General features: G+C 40.2%; 22 protein-coding genes. 9 read left to right on the plus strand and 13 right to left on the minus strand.

What is annotated here, in order from left to right; all coding sequences use genetic code 11:
• Window positions 1-504: 504 nt before the first annotated feature.
• Entirely contained in the window at window positions 505-1,293 is a 789-nt protein-coding gene (locus EGN73_RS12475; RefSeq protein ID WP_219290220.1) for an SDR family NAD(P)-dependent oxidoreductase, read from the minus strand.
• A 411-nt stretch (window positions 1,294-1,704) separates the two neighbouring features.
• Here EGN73_RS12475 and EGN73_RS12480 point away from each other — a divergent pair, with 411 nt between their 5' ends.
• Together EGN73_RS12480 and EGN73_RS12485 are read left to right on the plus strand one after the other, a co-directional pair.
• The gene (locus tag EGN73_RS12480; RefSeq protein ID WP_219290223.1) at window positions 1,705-2,970 is read left to right on the plus strand and encodes a competence/damage-inducible protein A; all 1,266 of its coding nucleotides are present in this window, start codon (window positions 1,705-1,707) and stop codon (window positions 2,968-2,970) included.
• 83 nt (window positions 2,971-3,053) lie between these two features.
• Complete coding sequence (locus EGN73_RS12485) at window positions 3,054-4,358, plus strand: dihydrolipoamide acetyltransferase family protein (RefSeq protein WP_219290225.1); 1,305 nt, start codon at window positions 3,054-3,056, stop codon at window positions 4,356-4,358.
• An 83-nt stretch (window positions 4,359-4,441) separates the two neighbouring features.
• Here the strand turns inward: EGN73_RS12485 and EGN73_RS12490 are convergent, their stop codons facing one another.
• The 11 genes from EGN73_RS12490 to EGN73_RS12540 form a co-directional block, all read right to left on the minus strand.
• A complete protein-coding gene (locus tag EGN73_RS12490; RefSeq protein WP_219290227.1) occupies window positions 4,442-7,339 on the minus strand; it encodes a PAS domain-containing hybrid sensor histidine kinase/response regulator in 2,898 nt (965 codons plus the stop codon).
• Entirely contained in the window at window positions 7,336-8,232 is an 897-nt protein-coding gene (locus EGN73_RS12495) for a PDC sensor domain-containing protein (RefSeq protein ID WP_343207107.1), read from the minus strand. The genes EGN73_RS12490 and EGN73_RS12495 overlap by 4 nt, the downstream gene beginning before the upstream one ends.
• 133 nt (window positions 8,233-8,365) lie before the next feature.
• Window positions 8,366-8,605, minus strand: a complete 240-nt coding sequence (locus EGN73_RS12500) for a hypothetical protein (RefSeq protein WP_219290233.1) — start codon at window positions 8,603-8,605, stop codon at window positions 8,366-8,368.
• Window positions 8,602-9,018, minus strand: coding sequence for an OsmC family protein (locus EGN73_RS12505; protein WP_219290236.1), 417 nt, complete (start codon window positions 9,016-9,018; stop codon window positions 8,602-8,604). The genes EGN73_RS12500 and EGN73_RS12505 overlap by 4 nt, the downstream gene beginning before the upstream one ends.
• 1 nt (window position 9,019) lies before the next feature.
• A complete protein-coding gene (gene hisIE, locus EGN73_RS12510) occupies window positions 9,020-9,631 on the minus strand; it encodes a bifunctional phosphoribosyl-AMP cyclohydrolase/phosphoribosyl-ATP diphosphatase HisIE (RefSeq protein ID WP_219290238.1) in 612 nt (203 codons plus the stop codon).
• Between the two features lie 26 nt (window positions 9,632-9,657).
• Window positions 9,658-10,413 (minus strand): imidazole glycerol phosphate synthase subunit HisF, encoded by a 756-nt coding sequence (gene hisF, locus EGN73_RS12515; RefSeq protein ID WP_219290240.1) that lies wholly within the window; start codon window positions 10,411-10,413, stop codon window positions 9,658-9,660.
• Window positions 10,414-10,631: 218 nt separating this feature from the next.
• Entirely contained in the window at window positions 10,632-11,345 is a 714-nt protein-coding gene (gene hisA, locus EGN73_RS12520; RefSeq protein ID WP_219290242.1) for a 1-(5-phosphoribosyl)-5-[(5-phosphoribosylamino)methylideneamino]imidazole-4-carboxamide isomerase, read from the minus strand.
• Between the two features lie 188 nt (window positions 11,346-11,533).
• A complete protein-coding gene (hisH, locus tag EGN73_RS12525; protein WP_219290245.1) occupies window positions 11,534-12,127 on the minus strand; it encodes an imidazole glycerol phosphate synthase subunit HisH in 594 nt (197 codons plus the stop codon).
• Between the two features lie 177 nt (window positions 12,128-12,304).
• The gene (locus EGN73_RS12530; RefSeq protein WP_219290248.1) at window positions 12,305-13,198 is read right to left on the minus strand and encodes an NAD-dependent epimerase/dehydratase family protein; all 894 of its coding nucleotides are present in this window, start codon (window positions 13,196-13,198) and stop codon (window positions 12,305-12,307) included.
• Window positions 13,199-13,372: 174 nt separating this feature from the next.
• A complete protein-coding gene (locus EGN73_RS12535) occupies window positions 13,373-13,930 on the minus strand; it encodes an SAM-dependent methyltransferase (protein ID WP_246611566.1) in 558 nt (185 codons plus the stop codon).
• Between the two features lie 6 nt (window positions 13,931-13,936).
• Complete coding sequence (locus EGN73_RS12540) at window positions 13,937-15,205, minus strand: hypothetical protein (RefSeq protein ID WP_219290251.1); 1,269 nt, start codon at window positions 15,203-15,205, stop codon at window positions 13,937-13,939.
• A gap of 87 nt (window positions 15,206-15,292) precedes the next feature.
• On the opposite strand from EGN73_RS12540, the gene EGN73_RS12545 reads away from it, so the two are divergent.
• Entirely contained in the window at window positions 15,293-15,754 is a 462-nt protein-coding gene (locus EGN73_RS12545) for a YdeI/OmpD-associated family protein (protein WP_219290254.1), read from the plus strand.
• A gap of 55 nt (window positions 15,755-15,809) precedes the next feature.
• Window positions 15,810-16,634 carry a fumarylacetoacetate hydrolase family protein gene (locus EGN73_RS12550; protein WP_219290257.1) on the plus strand — a complete coding sequence of 275 codons (825 nt, stop codon included), beginning with the start codon at window positions 15,810-15,812 and terminating at the stop codon, window positions 16,632-16,634.
• Between the two features lie 300 nt (window positions 16,635-16,934).
• Here the strand turns inward: EGN73_RS12550 and EGN73_RS12555 are convergent, their stop codons facing one another.
• Window positions 16,935-17,099 carry a DUF1328 domain-containing protein gene (locus tag EGN73_RS12555; protein ID WP_219290260.1) on the minus strand — a complete coding sequence of 55 codons (165 nt, stop codon included), beginning with the start codon at window positions 17,097-17,099 and terminating at the stop codon, window positions 16,935-16,937.
• 313 nt (window positions 17,100-17,412) lie between these two features.
• On the opposite strand from EGN73_RS12555, the gene EGN73_RS12560 reads away from it, so the two are divergent.
• From EGN73_RS12560 to EGN73_RS12580, 5 genes are all read left to right on the plus strand, one after another.
• Entirely contained in the window at window positions 17,413-19,053 is a 1,641-nt protein-coding gene (locus tag EGN73_RS12560) for an acetolactate synthase large subunit (RefSeq protein ID WP_219290263.1), read from the plus strand.
• Window positions 19,050-20,450: an aldehyde dehydrogenase family protein gene (locus EGN73_RS12565; protein WP_219290266.1), complete on the plus strand. Its 1,401-nt coding sequence runs from the start codon at window positions 19,050-19,052 to the stop codon at window positions 20,448-20,450. The genes EGN73_RS12560 and EGN73_RS12565 overlap by 4 nt, the downstream gene beginning before the upstream one ends.
• A 57-nt stretch (window positions 20,451-20,507) precedes the next feature.
• Window positions 20,508-20,933 (plus strand): (4Fe-4S)-binding protein, encoded by a 426-nt coding sequence (locus tag EGN73_RS12570; protein ID WP_219290269.1) that lies wholly within the window; start codon window positions 20,508-20,510, stop codon window positions 20,931-20,933.
• Between the two features lie 92 nt (window positions 20,934-21,025).
• Complete coding sequence (locus EGN73_RS12575) at window positions 21,026-22,696, plus strand: amidase (protein WP_219290272.1); 1,671 nt, start codon at window positions 21,026-21,028, stop codon at window positions 22,694-22,696.
• Window positions 22,697-22,745: 49 nt separating this feature from the next.
• The gene (locus tag EGN73_RS12580) at window positions 22,746-23,315 is read left to right on the plus strand and encodes a YdeI/OmpD-associated family protein (RefSeq protein ID WP_219290275.1); all 570 of its coding nucleotides are present in this window, start codon (window positions 22,746-22,748) and stop codon (window positions 23,313-23,315) included.
• Window positions 23,316-23,378: the final 63 nt, after the last annotated feature.

Consider the following 23,378-nt stretch of genomic DNA (forward strand, 5'->3'; position numbering starts at 1 on the left):
TTTTTCCTCTAAGTTGTCACTTGTACACAAAGGCTCATTTTCAAAAAATGTACATAATTGAACAGAATGAAAGGTGAAAATGGGAAACGAAGAGAGCAGGAATGGTAATTGGTGAAAAGGGAGTAAGTTTGAATTGTGTATTCGGTTAATTGATCAACTGATAAGGTGGGGGTTGTTAAGGTTAATTGATTGGGGAAGTTTAAATTGCTGAATGAATTAACTGTTGAACCTTGGATTTTAAAAGGCTTTTGTTTGTCAAAGTTTTGGGGAGCTCACTAATTTTTACTGCATTTCAGGCGGGGGATTTCTGAATATTGATGGATACTGATGGACATCAATTTTATATCAGGATATAATCTAAAAAATCTGCGGCATCAGCGTCATCTAATGGCGAATAAAAAAACCCTCGAGGGTTGAAATACCTCAAGGGTTGGCATAAAGAAGATATAAAACCTTTTTGATATAATATCAACCAACAGAAATTCTAAAGTCCTGATAAAAGGTTTAGAAAATGCTTTTCACCATACCTCCATCTACTCTTAGAGTAGCGCCATTTATTCCGGATGCCCGGGGACTACAGACAAAAGCAATTAAATCCGCCACCTCCTTTGGTCTAAGAAGTCTCCAGATAATCGAAGTTGGCCTGTTTTCCTCTATAAATTTTTTCATTCCTTCTTCAATAGATTCATCAGGATATTGTTTCTTTATCAGTTCTCTCACACTTTCGGTGTCTGTTGAACCCGGCAAAACTGCATTAACAGTCACATTGGTTCCCCGGGTCAATTCTGCCAAATTTCTGGAAACGGACAGCATCATGGTTTTGGTAGCTCCATAATGCGCCATATTGGGGTCAGGATTGACTGCGGTTTCTGAAGAAACAAATATCACCCTTCCCTCTCCTTTATCTATCATTTTTTTGGCGTAATGCTGACTCATCAATACTGATCCCATGATGTTTACATCAAAAATATTTTTCCAATCTTCCACTGAAGATTCAAAAAATGAAGATGCCTCATAATATCCTGCATTGTTAACCAGAATATCCACCTCCGGATGCTTTTTAATGATGGCCTCACAATCTTCTTTTTTACCAAGATCCCCGACTGCCACTTTAAATTTTTTGTTGCCCGTACTTTCTTCCAGAGAAGAAATGGCCTTTTTCACTGATTCTTCAGAACGCCCATTGATGATTACACTAGCTCCTTCCTGGGCCAAAATCTCTGCTATATAGTACCCAATCCCTCCTGACGAAGCTGTTACCAATGCTATTTTCTCTTTTAATTGTAAATCCATAACAATAAATTTTTAGGTTGAAAATAAGTTTAATGAAGTAAAATGTAACCGGGCTGTGTGCCAAAATACTATCATTCCGTATTCAAAATGACATCATCGAAATCGATGACTCTATAAAAACAATGGCTTCAAAGTATTGAAAAACCCGGAAATTAAACTATACCCTCCTTTTTACGGAGATCAAAATTGTATGTTTGGAAATCGGCATGAGAATCCTGTTTTATTCCACTCTACAAACTTCCATTTCCATCCAATACCCAATTAAATCTCTTATGCCCACAATTTCTCTAATGGACACAAAGACAGAAATAACGGAAATCATACAAATTCATCCGTATAAAAGCTTTTTTATGGATTAGGCTAAGCTGGACAGAATACTTTGATTAATTTAAGCTTTCGAAAACCAATTGAATGACCAAAAATACCAACGTAACCGCAGAAATATTAGCCATAGGAGATGAATTGCTCTATGGTCAGATTATCGACACCAATAGTCATTGGATCAGTCAAGAGCTCGATAAGATCGGGGTAAAAGTAGTACAGCGTAGCACTGTGGGGGATAATAGAGAATCTATTTTATCTGCCTTCAAAGCCGCAGAAAAACGGGCAGATATCATTTTGATGACAGGTGGACTTGGCCCCACAAGTGATGACCTCACCAAGCCTCTTTTGGCAGAGTATTTTGATTGTGATATTGCTTTGGTTCCCGATGCTTTGGAAGCTGTGAGAACATTTTTCGAGAAAAGAGGCCGCGAGCTTACCGAACTCAACAGACTTCAGGCACACCTTCCGACCAAATGTACTTATGTACCCAATGAAATTGGAACGGCTCCTGGGATGTGGTTTGAGGAAAATGGATGTGTTTGGATGTCCATGCCTGGGGTACCTCACGAAATGAAAAAACTTATGCAGGACTTTGTCCTGCCAAAAATCAAGGAAATGTATCTCCTTCCTGTCATATATCACAAAATCATCAAAACGGTAGGCATAGGAGAAAGCTGGTTGGCAGATTTGATTAAAGACTGGGAAAAACAACTTCCTGCACATATCAGGCTTGCCTATTTGCCTTCATTGGGACAGGTGAGATTAAGACTAACAGCATTTGGAGCGAGCATAGAAACCCTTCAAGATGAGGTAGAATTACAGATCAGTCGCTTGATGCCTCTTATAGAAAAATATGTCTACGCCTTCGGCAATGAAACATTGGAAGAAGTCATCGGAAGGCTCTTGAAGCAATCCGGAAAAAAGGTAGCATTTGCAGAAAGCTGTTCTGGTGGCTATATTTCCCACCTTGTTACGAGTGTCCCGGGTAGTTCATCCTATTTTCAGGGGGGAATTATCCCTTATCACAATCATTTCAAGAATAAACTCCTGAAGGTGGACAATGAAACTTTGAGCCAAAAAGGAGCAGTAAGCGAGGAAACAGTGATTCAAATGTCTGAAAATGTCAGGGAACTGTTTGAGGCAGATTTCGGCCTGGCGAGTTCAGGAATAGCTGGACCTGGAGGAGGTTGGGCAGAAAAGCCGGTCGGTACAGTTTGGATAGCCTGTGCTTCTGCCAATAGGACCATTACCAAAAAACTACAATTGACCCAAGACAGAATCTTGAATATTCAGTTGACAGCAGTAGCCGTCCTGAATATGCTCCGAATAGAGATTTACGGAAAAACAGAATAAAAATTTTCTAAGGCTATTTTGTATTAGAAAAAATAAAATTTAATTTTAAAACTCAGAAATAAACCCAATTAAATAGTAAACTTATGGCAACCGTAGAAATGCTGATGCCCAAAATGGGAGAAAGTATCATAGAAGGAACAATACTCACTTGGCTTAAAAATGAAGGCGACATCATAGAACAGGACGAATCAGTCCTGGAAGTTGCTACAGATAAGGTAGATACGGAAGTCCCGGCTACTCATGGGGGTGTATTGAAAAAGATTTTGGCCAAAGAGGGCGATGTAATAGCTGTAGGAGCACCCATTGCAATTATAGAGACTGAAGGTGAAGAAAGCACCGAAAGCCCTCAAGCAAAAAAGGAAGAACCCGGAAAATCTGAAAAAGAGGAATTGATAGCAGCCGCACCTGCTCAGACAGCAACTTTAGTATCACCGGAAACTTCTGATTCGGAAGAGGGAGATGATAGGTTTTATTCTCCATTGGTGCTCAGTATAGCCAAAGAAGAAAGTATCAGCAAAGCTGAACTATCCCAAATTCCTGGTACAGGAAAAGAAGGGAGGGTAACCAAAAATGACATGTTTTCTTACCTCAAAAACAGAAAGCAGGCTTCCCAAGCCTCTACGGCTGCAAGTACCTCAAGTCCGTCTTCTGCTCCAAGGGTGGAGATTTCCATCTCAGGTCAGGATGAAATCATAGAAATGGACAGGATGCGGAAGATGATTTCGCAAAGAATGGTCGACTCCAGAAGGATTTCGGCACACGTCACTTCTTTTGTAGAGGCAGATGTTACCAATATAGTTCTTTGGAGAAACAAAGTAAAAGATGCTTACAAAAAGAAAGAAGGCGAGCCATTGACCTTTACTCCGTTTTTTATTGAGGCTGTAGCCAAAGCGATCAAAGACTTTCCGATGATCAATATTTCTGTAGATGGAGACAAAATCATCAAAAGAAAAGATATCAATATAGGTATGGCAGTAGCTTTACCTTCAGGAAACCTTATCGTTCCGGTCATCAGAAATGCAGACCAGCTTAACCTTTCGGGACTTTCCAAAAAAATCAATGACCTTGCGAACCGTGCCAGGGTCAACAAACTCAGTCCTGATGAACTAAGTGGTGGAACATATACTGTTTCCAATGTAGGTTCATTTGGCAATGTAATGGGAACTCCTATAATCATGCAGCCTCAGGTGGCCATTTTGGCTGTAGGAGCCATTCAGAAAAAACCTGCTGTGGTAGAAACGCCAACTGGTGACGTGATCGCAATAAGACACAAAATGTTCCTTTCCCACTCTTATGACCACAGAGTAGTTGATGGCTCATTGGGAGGAATGTTTGTCAAAAGAGTAGCGGATTACCTGGAGGCTTTTGACCTAAACAAAGATCTTTAAATGGATTACAGGCATCTGCTGTAAAAGAACAAAGGTTTTAAAGCAGTATGCAAGGGATGATAGATGTATTAAAAAAGAGGAGGCTAAAGCTTCCTTTTTTTATGCTTTCCAAAAGTATCTTTAATCACTCTGGCTATGTCTTCTATACTGATTGGTTTGGTCAGATAACCGTCCATACCAGCGTCGATCGCGGTATCCACATCTTCCTTAAAAGCATTAGCAGAAAGACCTATTATAACCGGATTTCCTGCCTCATCAAACTTGCGTATTGCTTTGGTAGCCTCCAAACCATTCATTTTAGGCATCTGAATGTCCATAAAAATCAGATCATAATGCTTCTTACCGGCCATCATGACCCCATCCAACCCGTTTTTCGCTATTTCAATGTGGTAACCCAACTGCTCCATCGTCATACGCATAAAGGTCAGATTGATCTCATTGTCCTCAACCAAAAGGATGCTTATAGGAATTTTTTCTGCCATATTTTGATAAGAAAACCCAGCGCCTTCTCCCTGATGCATGTCAGGAATTTCTCCAGTACTTTCCGACTGACTGATAGAACCGAAAATACTAAACGTAAATGTAGACCCTTTGCCCAATTCACTTTCTATACTTAACTCTCCCCCCATCAGTTCAACCAATTTTTTGGATATGGCTAATCCTAATCCGGTTCCGGCATACTCCCTAGTAGTACTGCTGTCCAATTGAACAAAAGGTTGGGTAAGATGTGTGATCTTCTCTGGAGGAATTCCCATGCCTGTATCACTCACTGAAACTTCCAGCATGAAATTTTCATCCATAAATGATTCAATATCGACACGAACCGAAACCACACCATTATTAGGAGTGAATTTCATTGCATTGCCCACAATATTGTATAGGACCTGATTGATTTTTTCTTTGTCCAAGCTTACTTTGTCTGGCAAGCTCTCGGAAAAATGAACTTCAAATTTGATTTGCTTCTCTTTGATAATTCCTTCAAAAAGTTTTAGCGTATTGGAGAATTCTTTTTTCAGCTCAAATATTGATGGAAAAAGCTCTATCATACCCGATTCGATTTTAGAATAATCCAAAATATCATTGATAATAGCTGTCAGAGATTTACCCGAATCTTTAATAACTCGGATATATTCCGATTGCTTTTGGTCAAGTTTGGTATTTTCCAAAAGTCCGATTATCCCCAGAAGACCGTTCATTGGCGTCCTGATTTCGTGGCTCATATTGGCCAAAAATTCGGATTTTGCCCTATTTGCCTGCTCTGCAGCTTCTTTTGCTTCACGAAGCCCCTTTTCCCAAAGCTTCTGGGCAGTGACATCTCTTGCCATGGAAATAATTCTCTTGTCGTCAAGTTTAAATAATCTGGTTTCAAAAATCCGCTTTCCTATGGGAAGCATTACTTCAAATTCAAGGATCTGACTTTTTCCGGTGCGGATAATTTTCTCGAAAATAACCTCCAACTGTCCTTTGATAGGTTCAGGCATTATCTCTCTGAAATTTTTTCCCTGAGTGTACTCCGGAGGAAAAAGTAGGAGACTTCTGTCCTGAACATAATAATCAAGAAAAATCCCATTATTATCATAAATAAATATCAAATCCGGCAGGCTGTCCAATACAGCCCTTAACCTATTTTCACTCACAATTAGCTCTTGTTGGGCTTCATACTTTTTTTGGATATCTGTACAAATCCCCACATTGCCAAGAAAGTCTCCATTTTCATCATAGATGAATTTTTCAAAAATTTTGACCCTTATCCAGTTGCCATTCTTCTTAATGAAATTAAAGTCAGTTTCGAAAACATCCAATTTCCGCTCTACAGCATTCTGGATTTGAATCTGAAGACTTTGTATATCCATGGGGTCTATATACGATTTGAAATTTCTCAAAAAATCTCCCTTCTCATAACCGAGTACCTCAGTCACCTCTTCACCTACTGAAGTCATTTTTCCATTTTCATCCTGAAAATATATAAAACCGTTGGATTCCTGAAGTAGCAAAGACTGCCTTCTGAAAAGTTCCTGTATTTCAATTGAATATTCCTTAAGCTGCCTGTTGGTACCTTGAACTTTTTTGATAAACTGATAAAGAAGTAGAATTACAGCAGCTAGGAGCAAGGTCAGGCCCAGCAAAAAATAGAAATAAGTATTATAAACATCGAACCCGATATTACTGATGTCCTGGATAAAGACCACAGCAAATCTTTCAGAAATGGCCTGTAGAGAAAATGGATAATAGTGAATAGTAGCTTTAAACTTTGACCCTAGATCACCTGGTGAATACACTTCTCCTACCATGTATCCTTTAAGTCCATCATTAATTTCGTTTTGGATGGCTAAGGCAATTTCAGGCTCCAGTTCAATTTGGGAAATGTCAAAGTTGTCCGAAAACAATTGAAACTCCCCAGCACACCATACTACTTTCTCTCCAGAAGAGCCCAAATAATAATTTCCAAGCTCACCCCTGAAGAACCTGTTTAGGTTTAAGATGACATGAATCCCTACCCCCTTGTTGGCATTTTGAAGAACGATGCTGTTCTTCCCGATTTTGGGAAGATCTTCCCTTGACCCAAAGGTACTTTTGACAAATACGTTTTGTCTGTCAAAATGAAAAGACACAAAATCCTCAGGAAAGGTTACAATCACAGAATCTAACAACTCCCGATGGTTATTGAATATTCTTCTTGCTCTTTTTTCAAAAGCGAGCTGCTCATTTCCATCTCTTTGATATGTCCATGGCTCCAAGTTATTTACGAAAAACACCATGTCTTCATACATGGCATCAAAGCTTTTCTGTAGGTCTTTGCCGGCAATTTCAACTTGTTTGTTGAGTGATAACTGTCTGGAACTGATTTGACTTTCTCTTAATGCTATAAAAAAACTTACCCCCAGCATTAGAATCAAAAATACCAGCAATATTCCGATACCTACAATCCACCTTAAGCCGCCTTTTTTTGGCCTGGATAATATTTCGTTTTTTAATTTCATTCAAAAACTAAATCTAGCACGTACCAGTCAATATTTTCCATTCTTTCTACGATCACATTGAAACTTTCATCTTCATCCTTTAGACTAAGGTATTTCTCTTCAGACAAAATTATACGGGATGCTAGATTTCTGACTTCCTTACTCTTACTCCTAAATAGGTTGAAATCCTCTGCCCTAAAACTATCAGAGGTAATGGTCTGAGAATATGTATGGTTTTTCAATGGTGGCAAAGACAATCCCTCTATGGCCTTGGCTTTACCTGCTACGACAGTCCCCCGCCCATCCACTATCACAATATTGCGGCTGGTATTATTGAGGTAAATCCCAATCAGGTCGTTGACAGTGATATCAAAACCTACTACCATCAGCAACTCGTTATCAATATATACTGGACGGATAAGTGAGGCCACCCACCCTCTTCCTGCAGGATCAATGTAGATTTCACTCAACCAGACATTCCCTCTCTCAGGGTTATTCACTGCATCTGCTTCATAAAAGAAATTAAATGAGGTAATATCCAAATCAGGCTCCAACACAGAAAGGGCTTCGTATGGAGGATAGAGCCTGCTGAGTTGCGGAATACTATTAAAATATACCTGTGAGATGACTTCATACTTTTCAAATAGGGCCTTGAACAAGGGATCGATGGGGTTGGTAACATACACCAAATCCATTGCCTCATTCTTGTCTTTGGCCAATTCAGAAATGTATAGGGTACTCAGATTCAAATCCGCATTTGGCAGGGGATTAGCTATCCCATTCTCAAAACGAAAAAGAGATTTATCAGCATTGGAGACAAGACTTTCTTTTTTGGAGTAAAAATACTTAATGGTATCCGTGAGCGCAGTAATCTCATTTTCCAGGTTACGGAGATCGTATTCCAGTAACTTCACAAATGAAGTCAATTCAAGCGAGACCTTTTGTGACTGTTCTTTATTCGGATTGGAACATGCAAAAAAGAACTGCAAAAGTATCAGACAAAAAAGCGCATACCGATTCATCTTAGCTATAGGGTTTTTCCTAAAGCTATAAATTTTCCATCTGTTTACGCAAAGTTTCCCCCATTTCTTTGAACCTAAGCTGCACACTTTTAAAAAAATCCCCCTCACAAAAGGTATCCAACTCCATTTCATTCAAGACATCCATTTCTGACACTTTGAAAGTCTGTTCTAAAGGTCCATGCTCAAACTTGATCAGATATTTATTGTTCCAAGAAAAGATGGATACCCTGATTTCATCTTTGATAAATTCGCGGACTACTCTCATATTGGTCTCTTTACTTCGGAAGTATAGCTGATAGCAGAGTTGAGGGATGAAGCCACAGAACAATACTTGTCTACTGAAAGTGCAACCACTTTGGCAAACTCCTCCTCTTTGGCATCTGGGGAAACTAACACGAAATGCAGGTGAATAGTCTTATAAAAAGCAGGAATCCCATCATTTCTTTCCCCCTCAACTTCAATAAAAAATTCTGTAACTGTTCTTCTTTTCTTTTTCATCATTTGTACTGCATCCACTGCTGAACATCCCCCTAAAGCAGAGAGTAGGAGTTCCATAGGAGATTGGGCTTTTTTGTCCGCAGGATCATACATATCTATTTGTACCACATTTCCCTGAGGATTGCTCGCTTCATACTCATGATCCGCTTTCATGCGGACTGTCACGTTTCTTTTGCTCATTTCATCTCATTTTTTTATGCCTACTGATCAGAACTTCCATCACCTCATCCAGTTCAATCTCTTTTGCTTCCAACAAAATCAAATAGTGAAAAAGAAGGTCAGCAGCTTCCCCCAAAAATAGATCTTTGTTTTCATCCTTTGCCTCTATCACTATTTCCACAGCTTCTTCTCCCACCTTTTGGGCAATTTTATTTATGCCTTTGGCAAAAAGCGAGGCAGTGTAGGACTTCTCTGAAGGGTTGTTTTTTCTGTCTTTTATTATGGACTTCAACTCATCAATAAAATGAGTCTTACTCCTGTTATTTTCAAAAAAACAGGTATCAGACCCTGTATGACACACTGGACCCACAGGGTTGGCTTTTACCAAAAGAGTGTCACGGTCACAATCTAACTTGATGGATACCAATTCCATAAAATTCCCGGAGCTCTCACCTTTTGTCCAAAGTCTGTTCTTGGTCCGGCTAAAAAAAGTGACTTTTTTAGAAGAAATGGTCTTGTCCACTGCTTCCTGATTCATGTAACCCAACATCAATACTTTGTTGGTCAATTCATCCTGAACGATGGCAGGAACAAGCCCATTTACCTTTTCAAAATCTATATTTAAAACATCCATGCTTATTGATTTGTATAAGTAAACCCTTAAAGTCTTATTGAAATTCCATCTGTGGACAAATATTGTTTCAATTCAGGAATGGGAATTTCTTTAAAGTGGAAAATAGAGGCTGCAAGTGCTGCGTCTGCCTTACCAAAGGTAAACACATCTTTGAAATGTACCATTTTTCCTGCACCCCCAGAAGCTATCACAGGAATGCTCAACATGGAAGAAATTTCGGCTGTAATTTCATTGGCAAAACCTGACTTGGTACCATCATGGTCCATGGAGGTAAGTAGAATTTCCCCAGCGCCTCTTTCATTGACCTCTTTAGCCCATTCCTGAGTCTTGAGCAAAGTTGCTTTTCTGCCCCCATGTGTATGGACAAAATCAATTCCATCCACATTTCTGGTATCTATAGCCACAACTATACACTGACTGCCAAATTCTGCCGCCATTTTGTTGATTACCTCCGGATTTTTGACTGCGGCAGAGTTGATTGAAATTTTATCTGCTCCCGCATTCAAAAGTACCTTGACATCTTCCACAGAAGATATTCCTCCTCCTACCGTAAAGGGAATATTGATGGCTTTGGCAACTTTGGTCACGAGTTCTGCCAAGGTTTTTCTCTTATCAACAGTGGCTGTAATGTCCAAAAACACCAATTCATCTGCTCCTTCGTCGGAATAAATTTTGGCCAACTCTACCGGATCGCCTGCATCCCTTAATTGCACAAAATTCACTCCTTTGACAGTCCTGCCTTCTTTGATATCAAGGCAGGGTATAATTCTTTTGGTCAGCATGCTGATGATTTTAATTTACGATTTACGAAGTGAGATTTAAGATTTTAGATTTTAGATTTACGAAGCGTGAAACTCACTCTCCCAAATCTTTTGTATATAGTCTTTTGTCTCATATCTCACGTCTCTTTTTCAATTTATGAAGTACGAGTTACGGTTTACGAGGCCCTGTACATACTTTAACCTTCTCTTGTCTCATATCTCAGGTCTCACAACTCACTTCAAAACTTCGCCAAGTCCTCCAAGCTGATTTTTCCTTCATAATAAGCTTTTCCGACTATGGCTCCATATACCCCTGTCTTTTGTAATTCCTCAAGGTCTTGGAGCTTGGACACCCCACCACTTGCTATAAGTTTGATCTCGGGTATTTCCTGTAAAATTTCCTTATAAAGATCTACTGAAGGGCCTTGAAGGAGTCCGTCTTTGGCCACATCAGTGCAAATCACATAAGAAACCCCCTTGGCATAGTAGTCTTTAATAAACTCAATCAAATCCATAGAAGTAGTCTCCTCCCATCCGGATATGGCGATTTTTCTGTCTTTGGCATCAGCGCCCAGAATAATCCGTTCTCCCCCGAACCGAGTAATCCAGGATTCAAACATTTCGGGATTTTTCACCGCAATACTGCCTCCAGTCAATTGGTGGGCTCCCAGTTCAAATGCCAAAGTGATATCTTCGTCCGATTGTACCCCACCTCCAAAGTCCACCTGAAGCGATGTGCCTTGCACAATATCCTTTAAAACCTCTTTATTTACAATCTTTTTGGCTTTGGCCCCATCCAGATCCACTAGGTGTAATCTTTTGATTCCTGCATCCTCAAACCTCTTGGCCATTTCCAGAGGACTATTGTGGTATTCTTTCTTTTTCGAATAATCTCCCTGTGTGAGGCGTACACATTTGCCACCTATGATATCTATTGCGGGTATGATATACATTCTTTTTTTATTTATGATTTAAGATTTTAGATTTAAGATTTACTAGACCTTGTAATCACTCCAACCCATCTAATGTCTCATATCTGAAGTCTCTTTTTCAATTTACGAACTACGAGTTGCGATTTACGAGGCACGGTACTCACTCCAACCCTCTCATATCTCACGTCTCTCTTCTAACATCTATCCTCTTAAAGTTTCAAGAAATTCTCAAGTATTCTCTCCCCCACCAGTCCACTTTTCTCAGGATGGGCCTGCATGGCAAAGAAGTTATCTTTGTGCATAAGGGCTGAAAAAGGCAAAACATAATCTGTAGTAGCAATGCTGTATGTACTGAGTTCGCAGTAATAGCTGTGCACATAGTAGACAAAAGCAGAATCATCCAGCCCTTGCAATAAAGGCGACTTCAGATCCTGAAGGTTGTTCCAGCCAATGTGAGGGACCTTAAAGTCCAGCGCATTTTCAGGACGGAACTTTTTAACTTCAACAGGGAAGACATTCAAGCATGTGGTATTGCCCTCTTCGGAATGGGCACATAGCAGTTGTTGACCTAGACAAACACCAAAGAAATCCTGTTTGAGCTGTGGAATAAGCTGATCAAGTTTTTTATCCTTGAGATACTTCATCGCAGAGCTTGCTTCTCCCTGGCCGGGAAAAATAACCTTGTCCGCTTTAGAGATTGTTTCAAGGTCATCAGTGAGAATGGCTTCTGCTCCCAATCTCTCCAAAGCATAAAGTACAGACTGGACGTTGCCTGCATTGTATTTAATTATGGCTACTTGCATGGATAAATTTCGAAACTCAGGCTTCAGGTAAAATAAAATCCAAAACCTACGTTTATCGGCTTAACAATAGTAAGGCTGCAAATTTATAAATAAATCCCGGCCAGTAGCCTTTATTTTGAAGATCTTGCGGCAAAATCATTTTGATTGGCAATTGTCTGGGATAAAATATAACCAAGCTCAGCCCGCATCCACATATTTTCTCCAGGGATGCTCTTCCTTAAAACCCAGTACTTCTTTGATTTTTTTATTCGAAAAAAGGGCTTCATGCTCACCCATTTCCCTGCTGAGGGGAACACCAGGAAAGAATTCCTCGACCAATTGTTTTGTTGGGATTATAGCACCATTATCATCATTTCCTGCATTAAAAACCTGATATCCCAGACCATCTTTTTGAAGGCATAGGTCTACAATCTGTCCTAGGTCACGCGCATCAATATAGCAAAAGGCGTTCCTTCTCCTTACTTCCGGATTTTTAAAATAACCCGGAAAGAGCTCTTGGTATTCATGAGGTTCGATAACATTACCAATCCTGAGGGCATAAATATCAAAACCTGAGCGTAGCTGAAAACTTCTTGCTGTTTTTTCATTAAGTACCTTGGAAAGTCCGTAACTATCCATTGGGTCCACATCATAGTCTTCTTCAAGGGGTAACACTTTGGGGTTGACCCTGCCATCTGCAAAGCAGATTCCATAAGTTGTTTCAGAGGATGCAATAATGATTTTTCTGATCCCTAACTTGACGGCAGCTTCTAATACATTGTAGGTTCCTACTGTATTGACCCTAAAAGTTTCATTGTCCGCTTGGAGTAAAATTCTTGGAACTGCTGCAAAGTGTACTACGGCATCAAATATAGGAACACCTGTGCCTGCTTCAAGTTCATCAAAGCCAGCATAGGAAGTCATGGCGTTGAACATCTGACCTGAGTCTGTGATGTCAGCGGTGAGGTTGTCCACCCCCGGATGCTGCAAAGGTTTTAAGTCTATATTCAATACCCTATGCCCCTGCTCCAAAAGATACGGAATGACATGTTTCCCGGCTTTTCCAGATCCGCCTGTAAAAAGAATGCGCATGATTATTTTTTTTATGAATGATAAAATCTTGAGACAAAACCCAAATAAAGGTTAATTGTTGGAATTGGCAAAAGGAATGGTGCTAAGAGGGTGAAAGGGTTTGATTGATTAATCAATTCTACAATTCATCAATTACTCAATTCCACAAATAGCCAAATCACCCTTCTATACCTCTCAAGGCACTGTCCAAAAATAAAGCAAATGTTCTTTCCCATCATCTAAAACAATTTTTCTGATCTCATCAGGAGTCCAGTCACCCATATCAAATCTATGTGAAATCACTCGGGTTCCTTTTGGCATTTCCCATATTTTTGGCCTTAATTTAAGGTTGATGTCAGGAAAAAGGTAAAGCACCAAAACCGTTGCATCTGAAAAGTCCAACTCAAATAAATCCCCTTGGATAATGGTAACCAAGTCTTCCACTCCGTGTTCCTTTGCTGCCTTATTGGCCTTCGCTACCAATTCAGCATCTATTTCCACACCTACCGATCGAATACCATACCTCAGGGAAGCCTGAATAGGAATTCTCCCATCTCCAGAACCCAAGTCATATAGGACATCCCCTTTTTTGATCTGGGCTAGGTCCATCATTTCATCCACCACTTTCATCGGAGTGGTGACAAAAGGCACCAAGTCTGCAAAACCAGGTGAGTCTTCCTGTGCACTGGTCTCAAAAACAAAGAATATGGCCAGAAATAGAAGAATCCCTGATCTCATTTTGAATATTTTCATCGTCAATCAATTTTCTTTAAAGAAAACAATATTTGCCAACTTCATCTCATTTTCTCCCTTTAGAAAAACTTCTAAATTGTGCCTCCCTGATTCCAAATGTTCTGTATCCAAAAAGGTTACAAATCCCTTTCTTTTTGAATCTGAAAAAAAATAAAACATCCATTCTGCTTTTTCGGCCTGCTCATTATTGATCAAAATCTTAAATGCATCATTGATACATGTCAATTTAGTTTCAACATCCGCTTTAGCAGGGTCAATTCCGCAATACCCTGCAAGAACTTTCTCAAAACTCATTCTATTTTTCACCCTTACTTCCAAAAATCTTCCTTTTAATATCGCAGAGGGGATTTCCAATATCTGAGATTCCCAAGCCTCATTTCTGTCTGCATAATATCCTGAAAAGAAAAGTCTTTCAGACTCATAAGAGTAAAATGACAATTGACTCAAAAAGCTACCATCCGGTCTTTTGTTGAGAATTTGCTGTCCCACAAGTGTAGACAAAATAAAAGCAGCCAGAAAAAGGATCAAGAATATCTTCCTGACATTTGAAGCAAATAAATAATAAATAGGCCTGTAGACTCTGGAAAGAGTAAGCCAACCTACCAACCTATGTACTGGATAGAAAAGCTTTGCTGTAATTCTATGTTTCCTGTAAATACCCAATGTAATAAAATCAATTGCCACGAAAATCAGCAACCATGATAATATAAGGTCAAAATACGGTTCTATAAAATAAAGAAAATTCCATCTGAAAACGGATTCAAACAACCAGTCCAAACCATATAAGACAAAAATAAAAGCCAAAGAAGAAACTACTACCCCAATGATCACCATCATTATAAAAAAGCAGACAGCAAAGATACTGCTACATATTTTCTCTAATCTGATGATCTGACTTTCCAATGTAGGAAGGTTTTGTACCCTTTTGTCAAATGGTGAGGAATAACCAAGTTTCTCTACTTTGATACCTTTGGGAAAAGTATATGTCAGGCCTATCAACCCTACCCACACACTTCTCAAAAAAAGGTGAAGGGCCAATCCAAAAATCAAAAAATAAACTGCAAGTTGAATCGCTTGAAAAAGACCTGCCCATGAATTGTACGAAACTTCTGTAGCAAAGTAAAGAGAGAAACTCATTATCTTAGAGGGCAACTGTATCAACCCGATCAACACCAGCCCCGATAGCAAAATTTCAGGCTCCCATGAGTTGCGCTGTACATTTTTCAGCCACTTGGGGACTTTAGGCTTGGGAGTTTCAGCATGATTTTTCGACATATCAGGAATATTACAATTGAAAATATAAAATTCAAGTCGAAATCACTAACTTGATATCAGATGTATCTTTTTTTGCGGCTCTTAATTATGGAAATCGAAGGGGAGTACTACTTAGAAAAATTTCAGTATAAAGGTGGCTGGACTTACATTCTATTGCATGATTTTGAAAAACCCAAAACCTACTTTGGCATGCTTAAAGCCGAAATAAAGCTTGATGGACATGATCTTGGCACTATCACTTTGATGCCTTTTGGAAATGGGAAGCTTTTTTTTCCAGTAAATGCAAAAATCCGTAAACTTATCCTTAAAGAGGCTGGGGATAAGGTACAACTGGAACTGCAAATCCCATCAATAGAAGGTAAAGAAACAGCATTCACACATGCACAAGTGATATCCTGCATCAAAGAAGAACCGGTTGCCTGGAAAAACTTCCAAAACTTACCTAAATCCATCCAAGAAAATGACCTGAACACCATCATTTCCTATGAAAGTGATGAAAAACGTGTAGAAAAAATCGTGACATACATGGAAAAATTAAAATATCTGTAATTTCTTTGATGAATAAACCCTAATTTTCAAACTGAACCTATTTTAACCGAATAACATGAAAATCTACAAATCCGGAAAAGACATCATCATCGAAGCTGATGGCAAATTCCACATGGCACAGACCAAAGACTGGGATAGCCTGGTCAATCAACCTAACCTTTACCAAAAACTTCAAGAGGAAATCCAACCTTGGACAGAAGTGAACTGGACACCAAAAAATCTAAGTGCTCCCATAGGCACACAGGAAATTTGGGCTGCTGGGGTCACTTACTACAGAAGTAGAGAAGCACGTATGGAGGAGTCCAAAGAAAGCGGTGCCGATGTCTTTTATTCAAAAGTTTATGAAGCCGAGCGTCCAGAGCTTTTTTTCAAATCCACCTATTATAGGGTAGCCCATCCAGATGGAGAAGTGAAAATCAGAAAAGACTCCAAATGGAATGTACCCGAACCTGAACTCACCCTCTTTATAAATTCTTCCAATCAAATCGTAGGATATACCGTCGGAAATGACATGAGTTCAAGAGACATTGAAGGGGAAAACCCCCTATATCTTCCCCAAGCTAAATGCTATGACATGTCGGCAGCCATCGGTCCATGTCTTTGGGTTCCGGGCAAACCTATCGATGCGGAAAGTAAAATTCAGATGGAAATACTAAGAGAAGATAAGCAGGTTTTCGCTGGGGAAATCTCCATCTCTCAAATGAAGCGTGGTCATGAAGAGCTTAGCTCATTCCTTTGCAGAGAAATGAGTTTTCCTAAAGGAGTATATCTTATGACAGGTACATGCCTTGTCCCAGATGATTCCTTTACCTTGCTATCCGGAGATCTCATCAAAATAACTATTGATGGGATTGGAACACTGAGTAATGTAGTGGCATGAGAAAAAGGAGAAGCGTGAAACGAGATATAAGACGAAAGATTTAAGAAGGGTTGGAGTAGTTACTGGGGATCGGAATTCGTATTTAAGCCTAGAGAGTAGGTCGAAGTACGGAGTACCAAGTACAAAGAAGTGATGTATCGAACAATTGTAATGGTTAGCCTATGTGCTCTGCGGCCACTAAAAGTCACTTCGTTTTCTTATGGGATTCCAAGAATGAATCGGGCGTGATCTGTCGCAGTTTTTGAAATATTAAAAGCCGGTTGAAGCCGGCTTTTAATATTCTTAGAATTCGTGATTTTTCTAAAATCCGCTGACAAGACCAATTACCAATGTGATCAAAAAGATCACTAAAAAAATATAGAACACAAATTTGGCAATCGCTGCAATGCCTTTGGCAATACCGGTAAAACCTAGGATCGCAGCCAATAAGGCGATAACAAGAGCTGTAATTACAAATGATAACATGATGTTTTTGGTTAAGTAGTTAAAGATTTTTTTTAAAAATTAATTCAAGAACATTGTCTTGATATTTGTGCAGAATTGTAGATCTGTCCAGATTTTCTTTTTCACATTTTCAAATCAATTGCGTATGATTCCTGTTAAAAGAATGGTGATCTTTCAACTGCACATTAGAAATAAGCCAATAAACAGGCCAAAAATATAAGTAGGCATTCCATCAATTCCCCAAAACCTGTAGTTTTCAGCAATTTCGGAAGGTGGTACAGGGTTTGGTTCTTGTAGATTCCCAGCCATTCAGATTTAACTTTAAACATATAATATGAAAGCATCCGATCTTTTTGTCAAAGCCCTGGAAAATGAAGGGGTAGAATATATTTTTGGAGTACCAGGGGAAGAAAACCTTGACCTCTTACAGTCACTCAAAAAATCCTCCATCAAGCTCATCATCACCCGACATGAGCAAGGAGCTGGCTTCATGGCTGCTACCTATGGCAGGCTTACCGGGAAACCAGGAGTCTGCCTCTCTACATTAGGCCCTGGAGCTACCAATTTGGTCACTCCTGCTGCCTATGCACAACTTGGCGGAATGCCTATGATGATGATCACAGGGCAGAAACCCATCAAAAAAAGTAAGCAGGCAAGGTTTCAAATCATAGATGTCGTGGACATGATGAAGCCTGTCACAAAGTACACCAAACAGATCGTTAATTCCAACAACATAGCTTCTCAGGTCAGGGAAGCATTTCGTTTGGCCATAGAAGAAAAACCCGGAGCCGTTCACTTGGAATTTCCTGAAGATATAGCTCAGGAAGAATGTGAAGATTCCGTTTTTGATGTGGTCGGGCATGTCATTCCCAAGCCTGATAACAAGGCCATTGAAAAGGCAGTGGAAATGATCAGTCAGGCAAAATTTCCACTTTTGCTTATTGGGGCAGGTGCCAATCGGAAAGTTACATGCGATGCATTGGGGAAGTTCGTGGACAAAACGGGCATATTCTTCTTCACCACTCAAATGGGTAAAGGGGTCATCGACGAGAGGCATCCTCAATATTTGGGAACTGCAGCACTTTCTTCAAATGATTTTGTACATGCGGGAATTGATGCAGCAGACCTGATCATCAATGTAGGTCATGATGTCATCGAAAAACCTCCATTCTTCATGAAAAAGGGAGAAAAAAAGGTGATCCATATCAATTTTTCCCCTGCCGAAGTTGATCCGGTATATTTTCCGCAGCTGAATGTTGTCGGAGACATCACCAGCAGTGTACTCAAACTTGGAGAACAAGTAAAAAAACAAGATTCTTGGGATTTTTCATTCTTCCAAAAAGTAAAGGAGGAAGTTGCCGGACACCTATCCAAGTACTTTCATGATGAAAGGTTTCCCATGTTGCCTCAGAGGTTGGTCAATTTACTAAGAAACAGCCTTGCCTCAGAAGACATCATTACTTTGGACAATGGCATATATAAACTTTGGTTTGCCCGAAACTACACCTGTCATCAACCCAATACCCTCCTTTTGGACAATGCACTCGCTTCCATGGGAGCAGGACTTCCTTCTGCCATGATGGCCAAAGTGCTCCATCCTAACAAAAACGTGGTATCGGTATGTGGGGACGGGGGATTTATGATGAATTCCCAAGAAGTAGAAACTGCAGTACGCTTAGGGCTTCATCTTACCGTAATTATCCTCAATGATGAAGCCTATGGCATGATCAAATGGAAACAGGAAGATATGGGATTTGATGATTTCGGTTTGGATTACAAAAACCCGGATTTTGTAAAATATGCCGAAAGCTATGGTGCAAAAGGGCACAGGCCTTCGAGTGATGCTGATTTTCAGAAAATACTGGATCATTGTCTGAATACCCCGGCAGTACACCTGATAGATCTGCCTGTAGATTACTCCTTAAACCACCCCATTTTAAACGTAATGTTAAAAGAAAAAGCAGAGAAATTATGAGCAATAACAAAACACTGAAAGTTTACTCACCATATGACAACAGCCTGATCAAAGAACTTCCGCTCATGGATAAAAATGAGCTTGAAGAGGCATTGAAAACTGCCTATGATTTGTTCCTGGATCAATCAAACTGGATCCTTGCCCATGAAAGGATATCTCTGCTGGAGAAAGTGAGGAAAATCATGGAAGGAAAAGTGGAAGAACTCACAAAAATAGCAGCCGAAGAAGGGGGTAAGCCTTATCAGGATTCCAAAGTTGAGGTACTCAGAGCCATCAACGGAGTCAAGATCGCTACTGAAGAAATTGCTAGACTTACAGGTGAGCAGATTCCTATGGGTTTGACTGCTTCTACAACCAACAGACTTGCATTTACTACAAGAGAACCCATTGGAGTGGTAGCCTCCCTTTCGGCATTCAATCACCCCCTCAACCTGATCGTACATCAAACAGTGACTGCATTTGCAGCCGGATGTCCGGTAATTGTCAAGCCTGCGTCAGCCACTCCCCTTTCCTGTAAAGCCTTTATAGAAATACTTAAAGAAGCAGGTGTACCTAAAGGTTGGGTGCAAATGGTCTTGATAGAAAATGACCTTGCTGAAAAGCTGGCCACTGATAAGCGTGTAAATTACCTGTCGTTTATAGGATCCGAAAAAGTAGGGTGGTCTTTGAAATCCAAATTAGCTCCCGGCACCCGATGTGCATTGGAACATGGGGGAACAGCACCGGTAATCGTCGAAGCTGATGCAGACCTAGAAGATATGATTCCCGGATTGGTCAAAGGGGGATTTTACCATGCTGGCCAGGTTTGTGTGTCGGTTCAAAAGATTTTTGTGCATGAGTCAATAGCCAGAAAAGTAGCAGATGAAATGGCCAAACAAGCCAAAGACCTAAAAGTAGGAGATCCTCTTGATGAAGAAACCGAAGTAGGTCCTTTGATCAGGACAGAAGAAGTGGACAGGGTTGAAAAATGGGTGAAAGAAGCCGAAAAAGAAGGTGCAGATATCCTATGTGGTGGAAAAAGAATTTCCCAATCCTGCTATGAGCCTACTATACTTTGGAACCCAGACCAAAATAGCAAAGTATCCAAAGAAGAAATATTCGGCCCTGTAGTATGTATCTATAGCTATAAAGAAAGGCAAGAAGCTGTGCGCTTGGCCAATAGCCTCGAATACCATTTTCAAGCGGCGGTTTTCACCAAAAACGTAGACACCGCACTGGATACTGTTCAAAAGTTGAACGCTACTGCCATCATGGTGAATGACCACACTGCTTTTAGGGCAGATTGGATGCCATTTGGCGGGAGAGATGCTTCTGGCGAGGGACTTGGCGGTATCCCCTATTCTATGCATGAAATGACCCGTGTGAAGTTAATGGTGTTTAAAAGTAAATTTTTGTAAATTGGAGACAGGTCTTGCCCAAAAGGCAGGACCTGTTTCTATTAAATATATAACCACATGAAAAAGAAAGAATATAGCAACGGTGAAGTAACGGTGATATGGCAGCCTGAGAAATGCATTCATTCAGGTATTTGTGTTAAAGGACTTCCTAAAGTCTTTAAACCTGAAGAAAAACCATGGATCAACATTCAAGGAGCTAGTACCGAAGACCTTGTACATCAGGTGAAGCAATGTCCATCAGGAGCATTAGGGTTATATATGGAGGAGGGTGAGGAAAAACCTGCAACCCGGCAAGAACCATCGTCCCAAACCTGTGAGGTCATGCCTAATGGTCCATTGATGGTGTATGGCAATATAGAGGTCAAGCTCTCCAATGGAGAAGTAGAGAAGAAATTTAAGACCACTGCTTTTTGTAGATGTGGAAGCTCCAAAACAAAGCCTTATTGTGATGGAACACATAAAAATATTGAGTTCAAAGATTAGTATAGCCCCCTCATCTTAACCTTTGATACCAAAAAACTGCCCTAGTAGATTTTTTAAAGGCAGGTTTTCATTCTTTTTCTTTATTTTTCTCCATGAGAAAATTTGGATGGGTGCTGCTATTGGCAGGTTTTTGTTTGGGCTTTTTGGTAGCCCAATCTGGAAACACTTTTAAAAGAGCGGATGTGCGGGCAGCACTTCGTTTGATTCAGGTCGAATTTAATAGAGATGAGATTGACACCATGATGGATTACCTCCGTGGCAACCTGAAAGGCTATGAGAAAATGAGGGAATTTCCATTGGAAAATCACATAGACCCTGCAATGGCATTTGATCCCTTCCCAGTGGATTATATTTTTCCAACACAAACATCGGTTTTGGATTGGAAGTTGCCCGTGCAGGTAAATTTGCCCGAAAACCAGGAGGACATTGCTTATTTATCGATTCCTGAACTGGCTTATTTGATCAAAAATAAAAAAATCAGTTCCAGGCAACTGACAGAAATCTATCTGGATAGGATTAAGAAGTACGATCCCCAACTTTTATCTTTTATCACCTTGACAGAAGAATTGGCACTTGCCCAGGCTGATCAGGCTGATGAGGATATTGCATCTGGAAAATATAGAGGAATTCTTCATGGCATCCCATATGGAGTCAAAGATCTCGCTTCAGTTCCCGGATATCCCACTACTTGGGGAGCCGCTCCATACAAAAATCAGGTAATTGACCAAAAAGCCAGCATTATCCAAAAACTGGAGGACCAAGGCGCAATACTTTTGGGAAAGCTGGTTACGGGAAGTTTGGCAAGAGGCGATGTATGGTTTGGTGGGCAAACCAAAAACCCTTGGGACCTAAGTCAAGGTGCAACAGGTTCTTCTGCTGGTTCTGGAAGCGCTGTTTCAGCTGGATTGGCAGCATTTGCAATTGGAACAGAAACCTTAGGTTCTATTATTTCACCATCTACAAGGACGGGCGTTACAGGTCTTAGACCGACCTATGGAACCGTAAGTAGACATGGCTTTATGGTCCTCTCCTGGAGTATGGATAAGGTAGGGCCCATCTGTAGAAGCGTTGAAGATTGCGCAATTGTCTATGACCACATCAGAGGACAGGACCGAAAAGACAGAAGCTCCAAACCAAGTTCATTTGAATACAACTTACATCCTGATATTCAGAAACTTAAAATAGCTCAATTAAAATTCAATTCATCATCACTAAACCCTACTCAAGAAGCTGCCTATTTGAAGACCCTAGATGAATTCAAAGCCCTTAACCTGGAAATCCAACCCATAGAGCTCCCTACTGATTACCCTTTCGAAGCTTTTGACATTATCCTTAGGGCAGAGTCAGGAGCCTTTTTTGATGCTCTTGTCCGTGAAGGTGGCCATAGGGACCTCGTGGAACAAGACGAGAGCTCTAGGGCAAATTCACTCAGACAATCCAGATTGATTCCTGCGGTAGAGTACCTGCAGGCAAACCGGTACAGAAGAAAGCTGATTGATGAAATCCATGCCTTGTTTAAGGAATACGATGTGATTCTCTCATCCACTTATGGGGGCAGACAAATGCTCATCACCAACCTTACAGGCCATCCGGCCTTGAGCATTCCAAATGGATTTGATGATCAGGGCCGGCCTACCAGCATCACCTTGATTGGCAATTATTTTGAAGAAGCAAAAATATTGCACCTTGCAAATGCCTACCAAAAGCAGTTTGACTATCATAAAAAGAGACCAAGTGCCTACAAAGAGTCTTCAGCGAAATGATTCCGATACACTTTGTATCTTTAACCTGTAAATTTGAAAAAAAGGAACTATGAAAAAAGAAGCATCAGCATGGAATGAAGAAATAGCATATTTGAACAGAATTATGCAAAATTCCGGACTTGAACACAGTATCAAATGGGGCATAGATGTGTATACTCATGAAGGCAGCAATGTGGTCGGGATCTGTGGGTTCAAAAATTACGTCGGGATCTGGTTTTACAACGGAGTCTTTATGTCAGACCCGGCCGGCAAATTTATCAATGCCCAAGAAAACAAAACCAAAGCGTTGAGGCAGTGGAGATTTGCCAACATGCAAGAGATTGATGAAAGCCTGATTCTAGCCTACATCAAAGAGGCCATCCAAAACGAAAAAGAAGGGAAAAAATGGATCCCCGAAAAAATCACTGACCTGGAAATTAACGGACTATTGGCAGAAGAAATCGAAAAAGATAAAAATTTCAAGGACTCTTTTGAAAAACTCAGTCTTTCCAAACAAAAAGAATACCTCGAACATGTCAATGGTGCTAAAAAGGAAGTCACCCAAAAAGCACGACTGGAAAAAGTAAAACCTTTGATTCTTGAAGGAAAGGGGCTCAATGACAAGTATCTCAAGAAATAAAGTTGAAGTAAACGACAATAAATCAAAAATGAATGTTCATTTTCTATAAATAACCATTTGATT

The sequence above is a fragment of the Arthrospiribacter ruber genome (assembly GCF_019343195.1).
Lineage (GTDB): Bacteria > Bacteroidota > Bacteroidia > Cytophagales > Cyclobacteriaceae > Arthrospiribacter > Arthrospiribacter ruber.

Excerpts from the sequence above, each read along its gene's own strand:
- EGN73_RS12550 (WP_219290257.1), top strand. The coding sequence starts at position 15,810 with ATGAAAATCTACAAATCCGGAAAAGACATCATCATCGAAGCTGATGGC.
- EGN73_RS12565 (WP_219290266.1), top strand. The coding sequence starts at position 19,050 with ATGAGCAATAACAAAACACTGAAAGTTTACTCACCATATGACAACAGC.
- EGN73_RS12575 (WP_219290272.1), top strand. The coding sequence starts at position 21,026 with ATGAGAAAATTTGGATGGGTGCTGCTATTGGCAGGTTTTTGTTTGGGC.
- EGN73_RS12490 (WP_219290227.1), bottom strand. The coding sequence starts at position 7,339 with ATGAAATTAAAAAACGAAATATTATCCAGGCCAAAAAAAGGCGGCTTA.
- EGN73_RS12560 (WP_219290263.1), top strand. The coding sequence starts at position 17,413 with ATGAAAGCATCCGATCTTTTTGTCAAAGCCCTGGAAAATGAAGGGGTA.
- EGN73_RS12545 (WP_219290254.1), top strand. The coding sequence starts at position 15,293 with ATGGAAATCGAAGGGGAGTACTACTTAGAAAAATTTCAGTATAAAGGT.
- EGN73_RS12570 (WP_219290269.1), top strand. The coding sequence starts at position 20,508 with ATGAAAAAGAAAGAATATAGCAACGGTGAAGTAACGGTGATATGGCAG.
- EGN73_RS12535 (WP_246611566.1), bottom strand. The coding sequence starts at position 13,930 with ATGAAAATATTCAAAATGAGATCAGGGATTCTTCTATTTCTGGCCATA.
- hisIE (WP_219290238.1), bottom strand. The coding sequence starts at position 9,631 with ATGGATGTTTTAAATATAGATTTTGAAAAGGTAAATGGGCTTGTTCCT.
- EGN73_RS12475 (WP_219290220.1), bottom strand. The coding sequence starts at position 1,293 with ATGGATTTACAATTAAAAGAGAAAATAGCATTGGTAACAGCTTCGTCA.
- EGN73_RS12505 (WP_219290236.1), bottom strand. The coding sequence starts at position 9,018 with ATGAGCAAAAGAAACGTGACAGTCCGCATGAAAGCGGATCATGAGTAT.
- EGN73_RS12480 (WP_219290223.1), top strand. The coding sequence starts at position 1,705 with ATGACCAAAAATACCAACGTAACCGCAGAAATATTAGCCATAGGAGAT.
- EGN73_RS12540 (WP_219290251.1), bottom strand. The coding sequence starts at position 15,205 with ATGTCGAAAAATCATGCTGAAACTCCCAAGCCTAAAGTCCCCAAGTGG.
- EGN73_RS12500 (WP_219290233.1), bottom strand. The coding sequence starts at position 8,605 with ATGAGAGTAGTCCGCGAATTTATCAAAGATGAAATCAGGGTATCCATC.
- hisF (WP_219290240.1), bottom strand. The coding sequence starts at position 10,413 with ATGCTGACCAAAAGAATTATACCCTGCCTTGATATCAAAGAAGGCAGG.
- hisH (WP_219290245.1), bottom strand. The coding sequence starts at position 12,127 with ATGCAAGTAGCCATAATTAAATACAATGCAGGCAACGTCCAGTCTGTA.
- hisA (WP_219290242.1), bottom strand. The coding sequence starts at position 11,345 with ATGTATATCATACCCGCAATAGATATCATAGGTGGCAAATGTGTACGC.
- EGN73_RS12555 (WP_219290260.1), bottom strand. The coding sequence starts at position 17,099 with ATGTTATCATTTGTAATTACAGCTCTTGTTATCGCCTTATTGGCTGCG.
- EGN73_RS12530 (WP_219290248.1), bottom strand. The coding sequence starts at position 13,198 with ATGCGCATTCTTTTTACAGGCGGATCTGGAAAAGCCGGGAAACATGTC.
- EGN73_RS12580 (WP_219290275.1), top strand. The coding sequence starts at position 22,746 with ATGAAAAAAGAAGCATCAGCATGGAATGAAGAAATAGCATATTTGAAC.
- EGN73_RS12485 (WP_219290225.1), top strand. The coding sequence starts at position 3,054 with ATGGCAACCGTAGAAATGCTGATGCCCAAAATGGGAGAAAGTATCATA.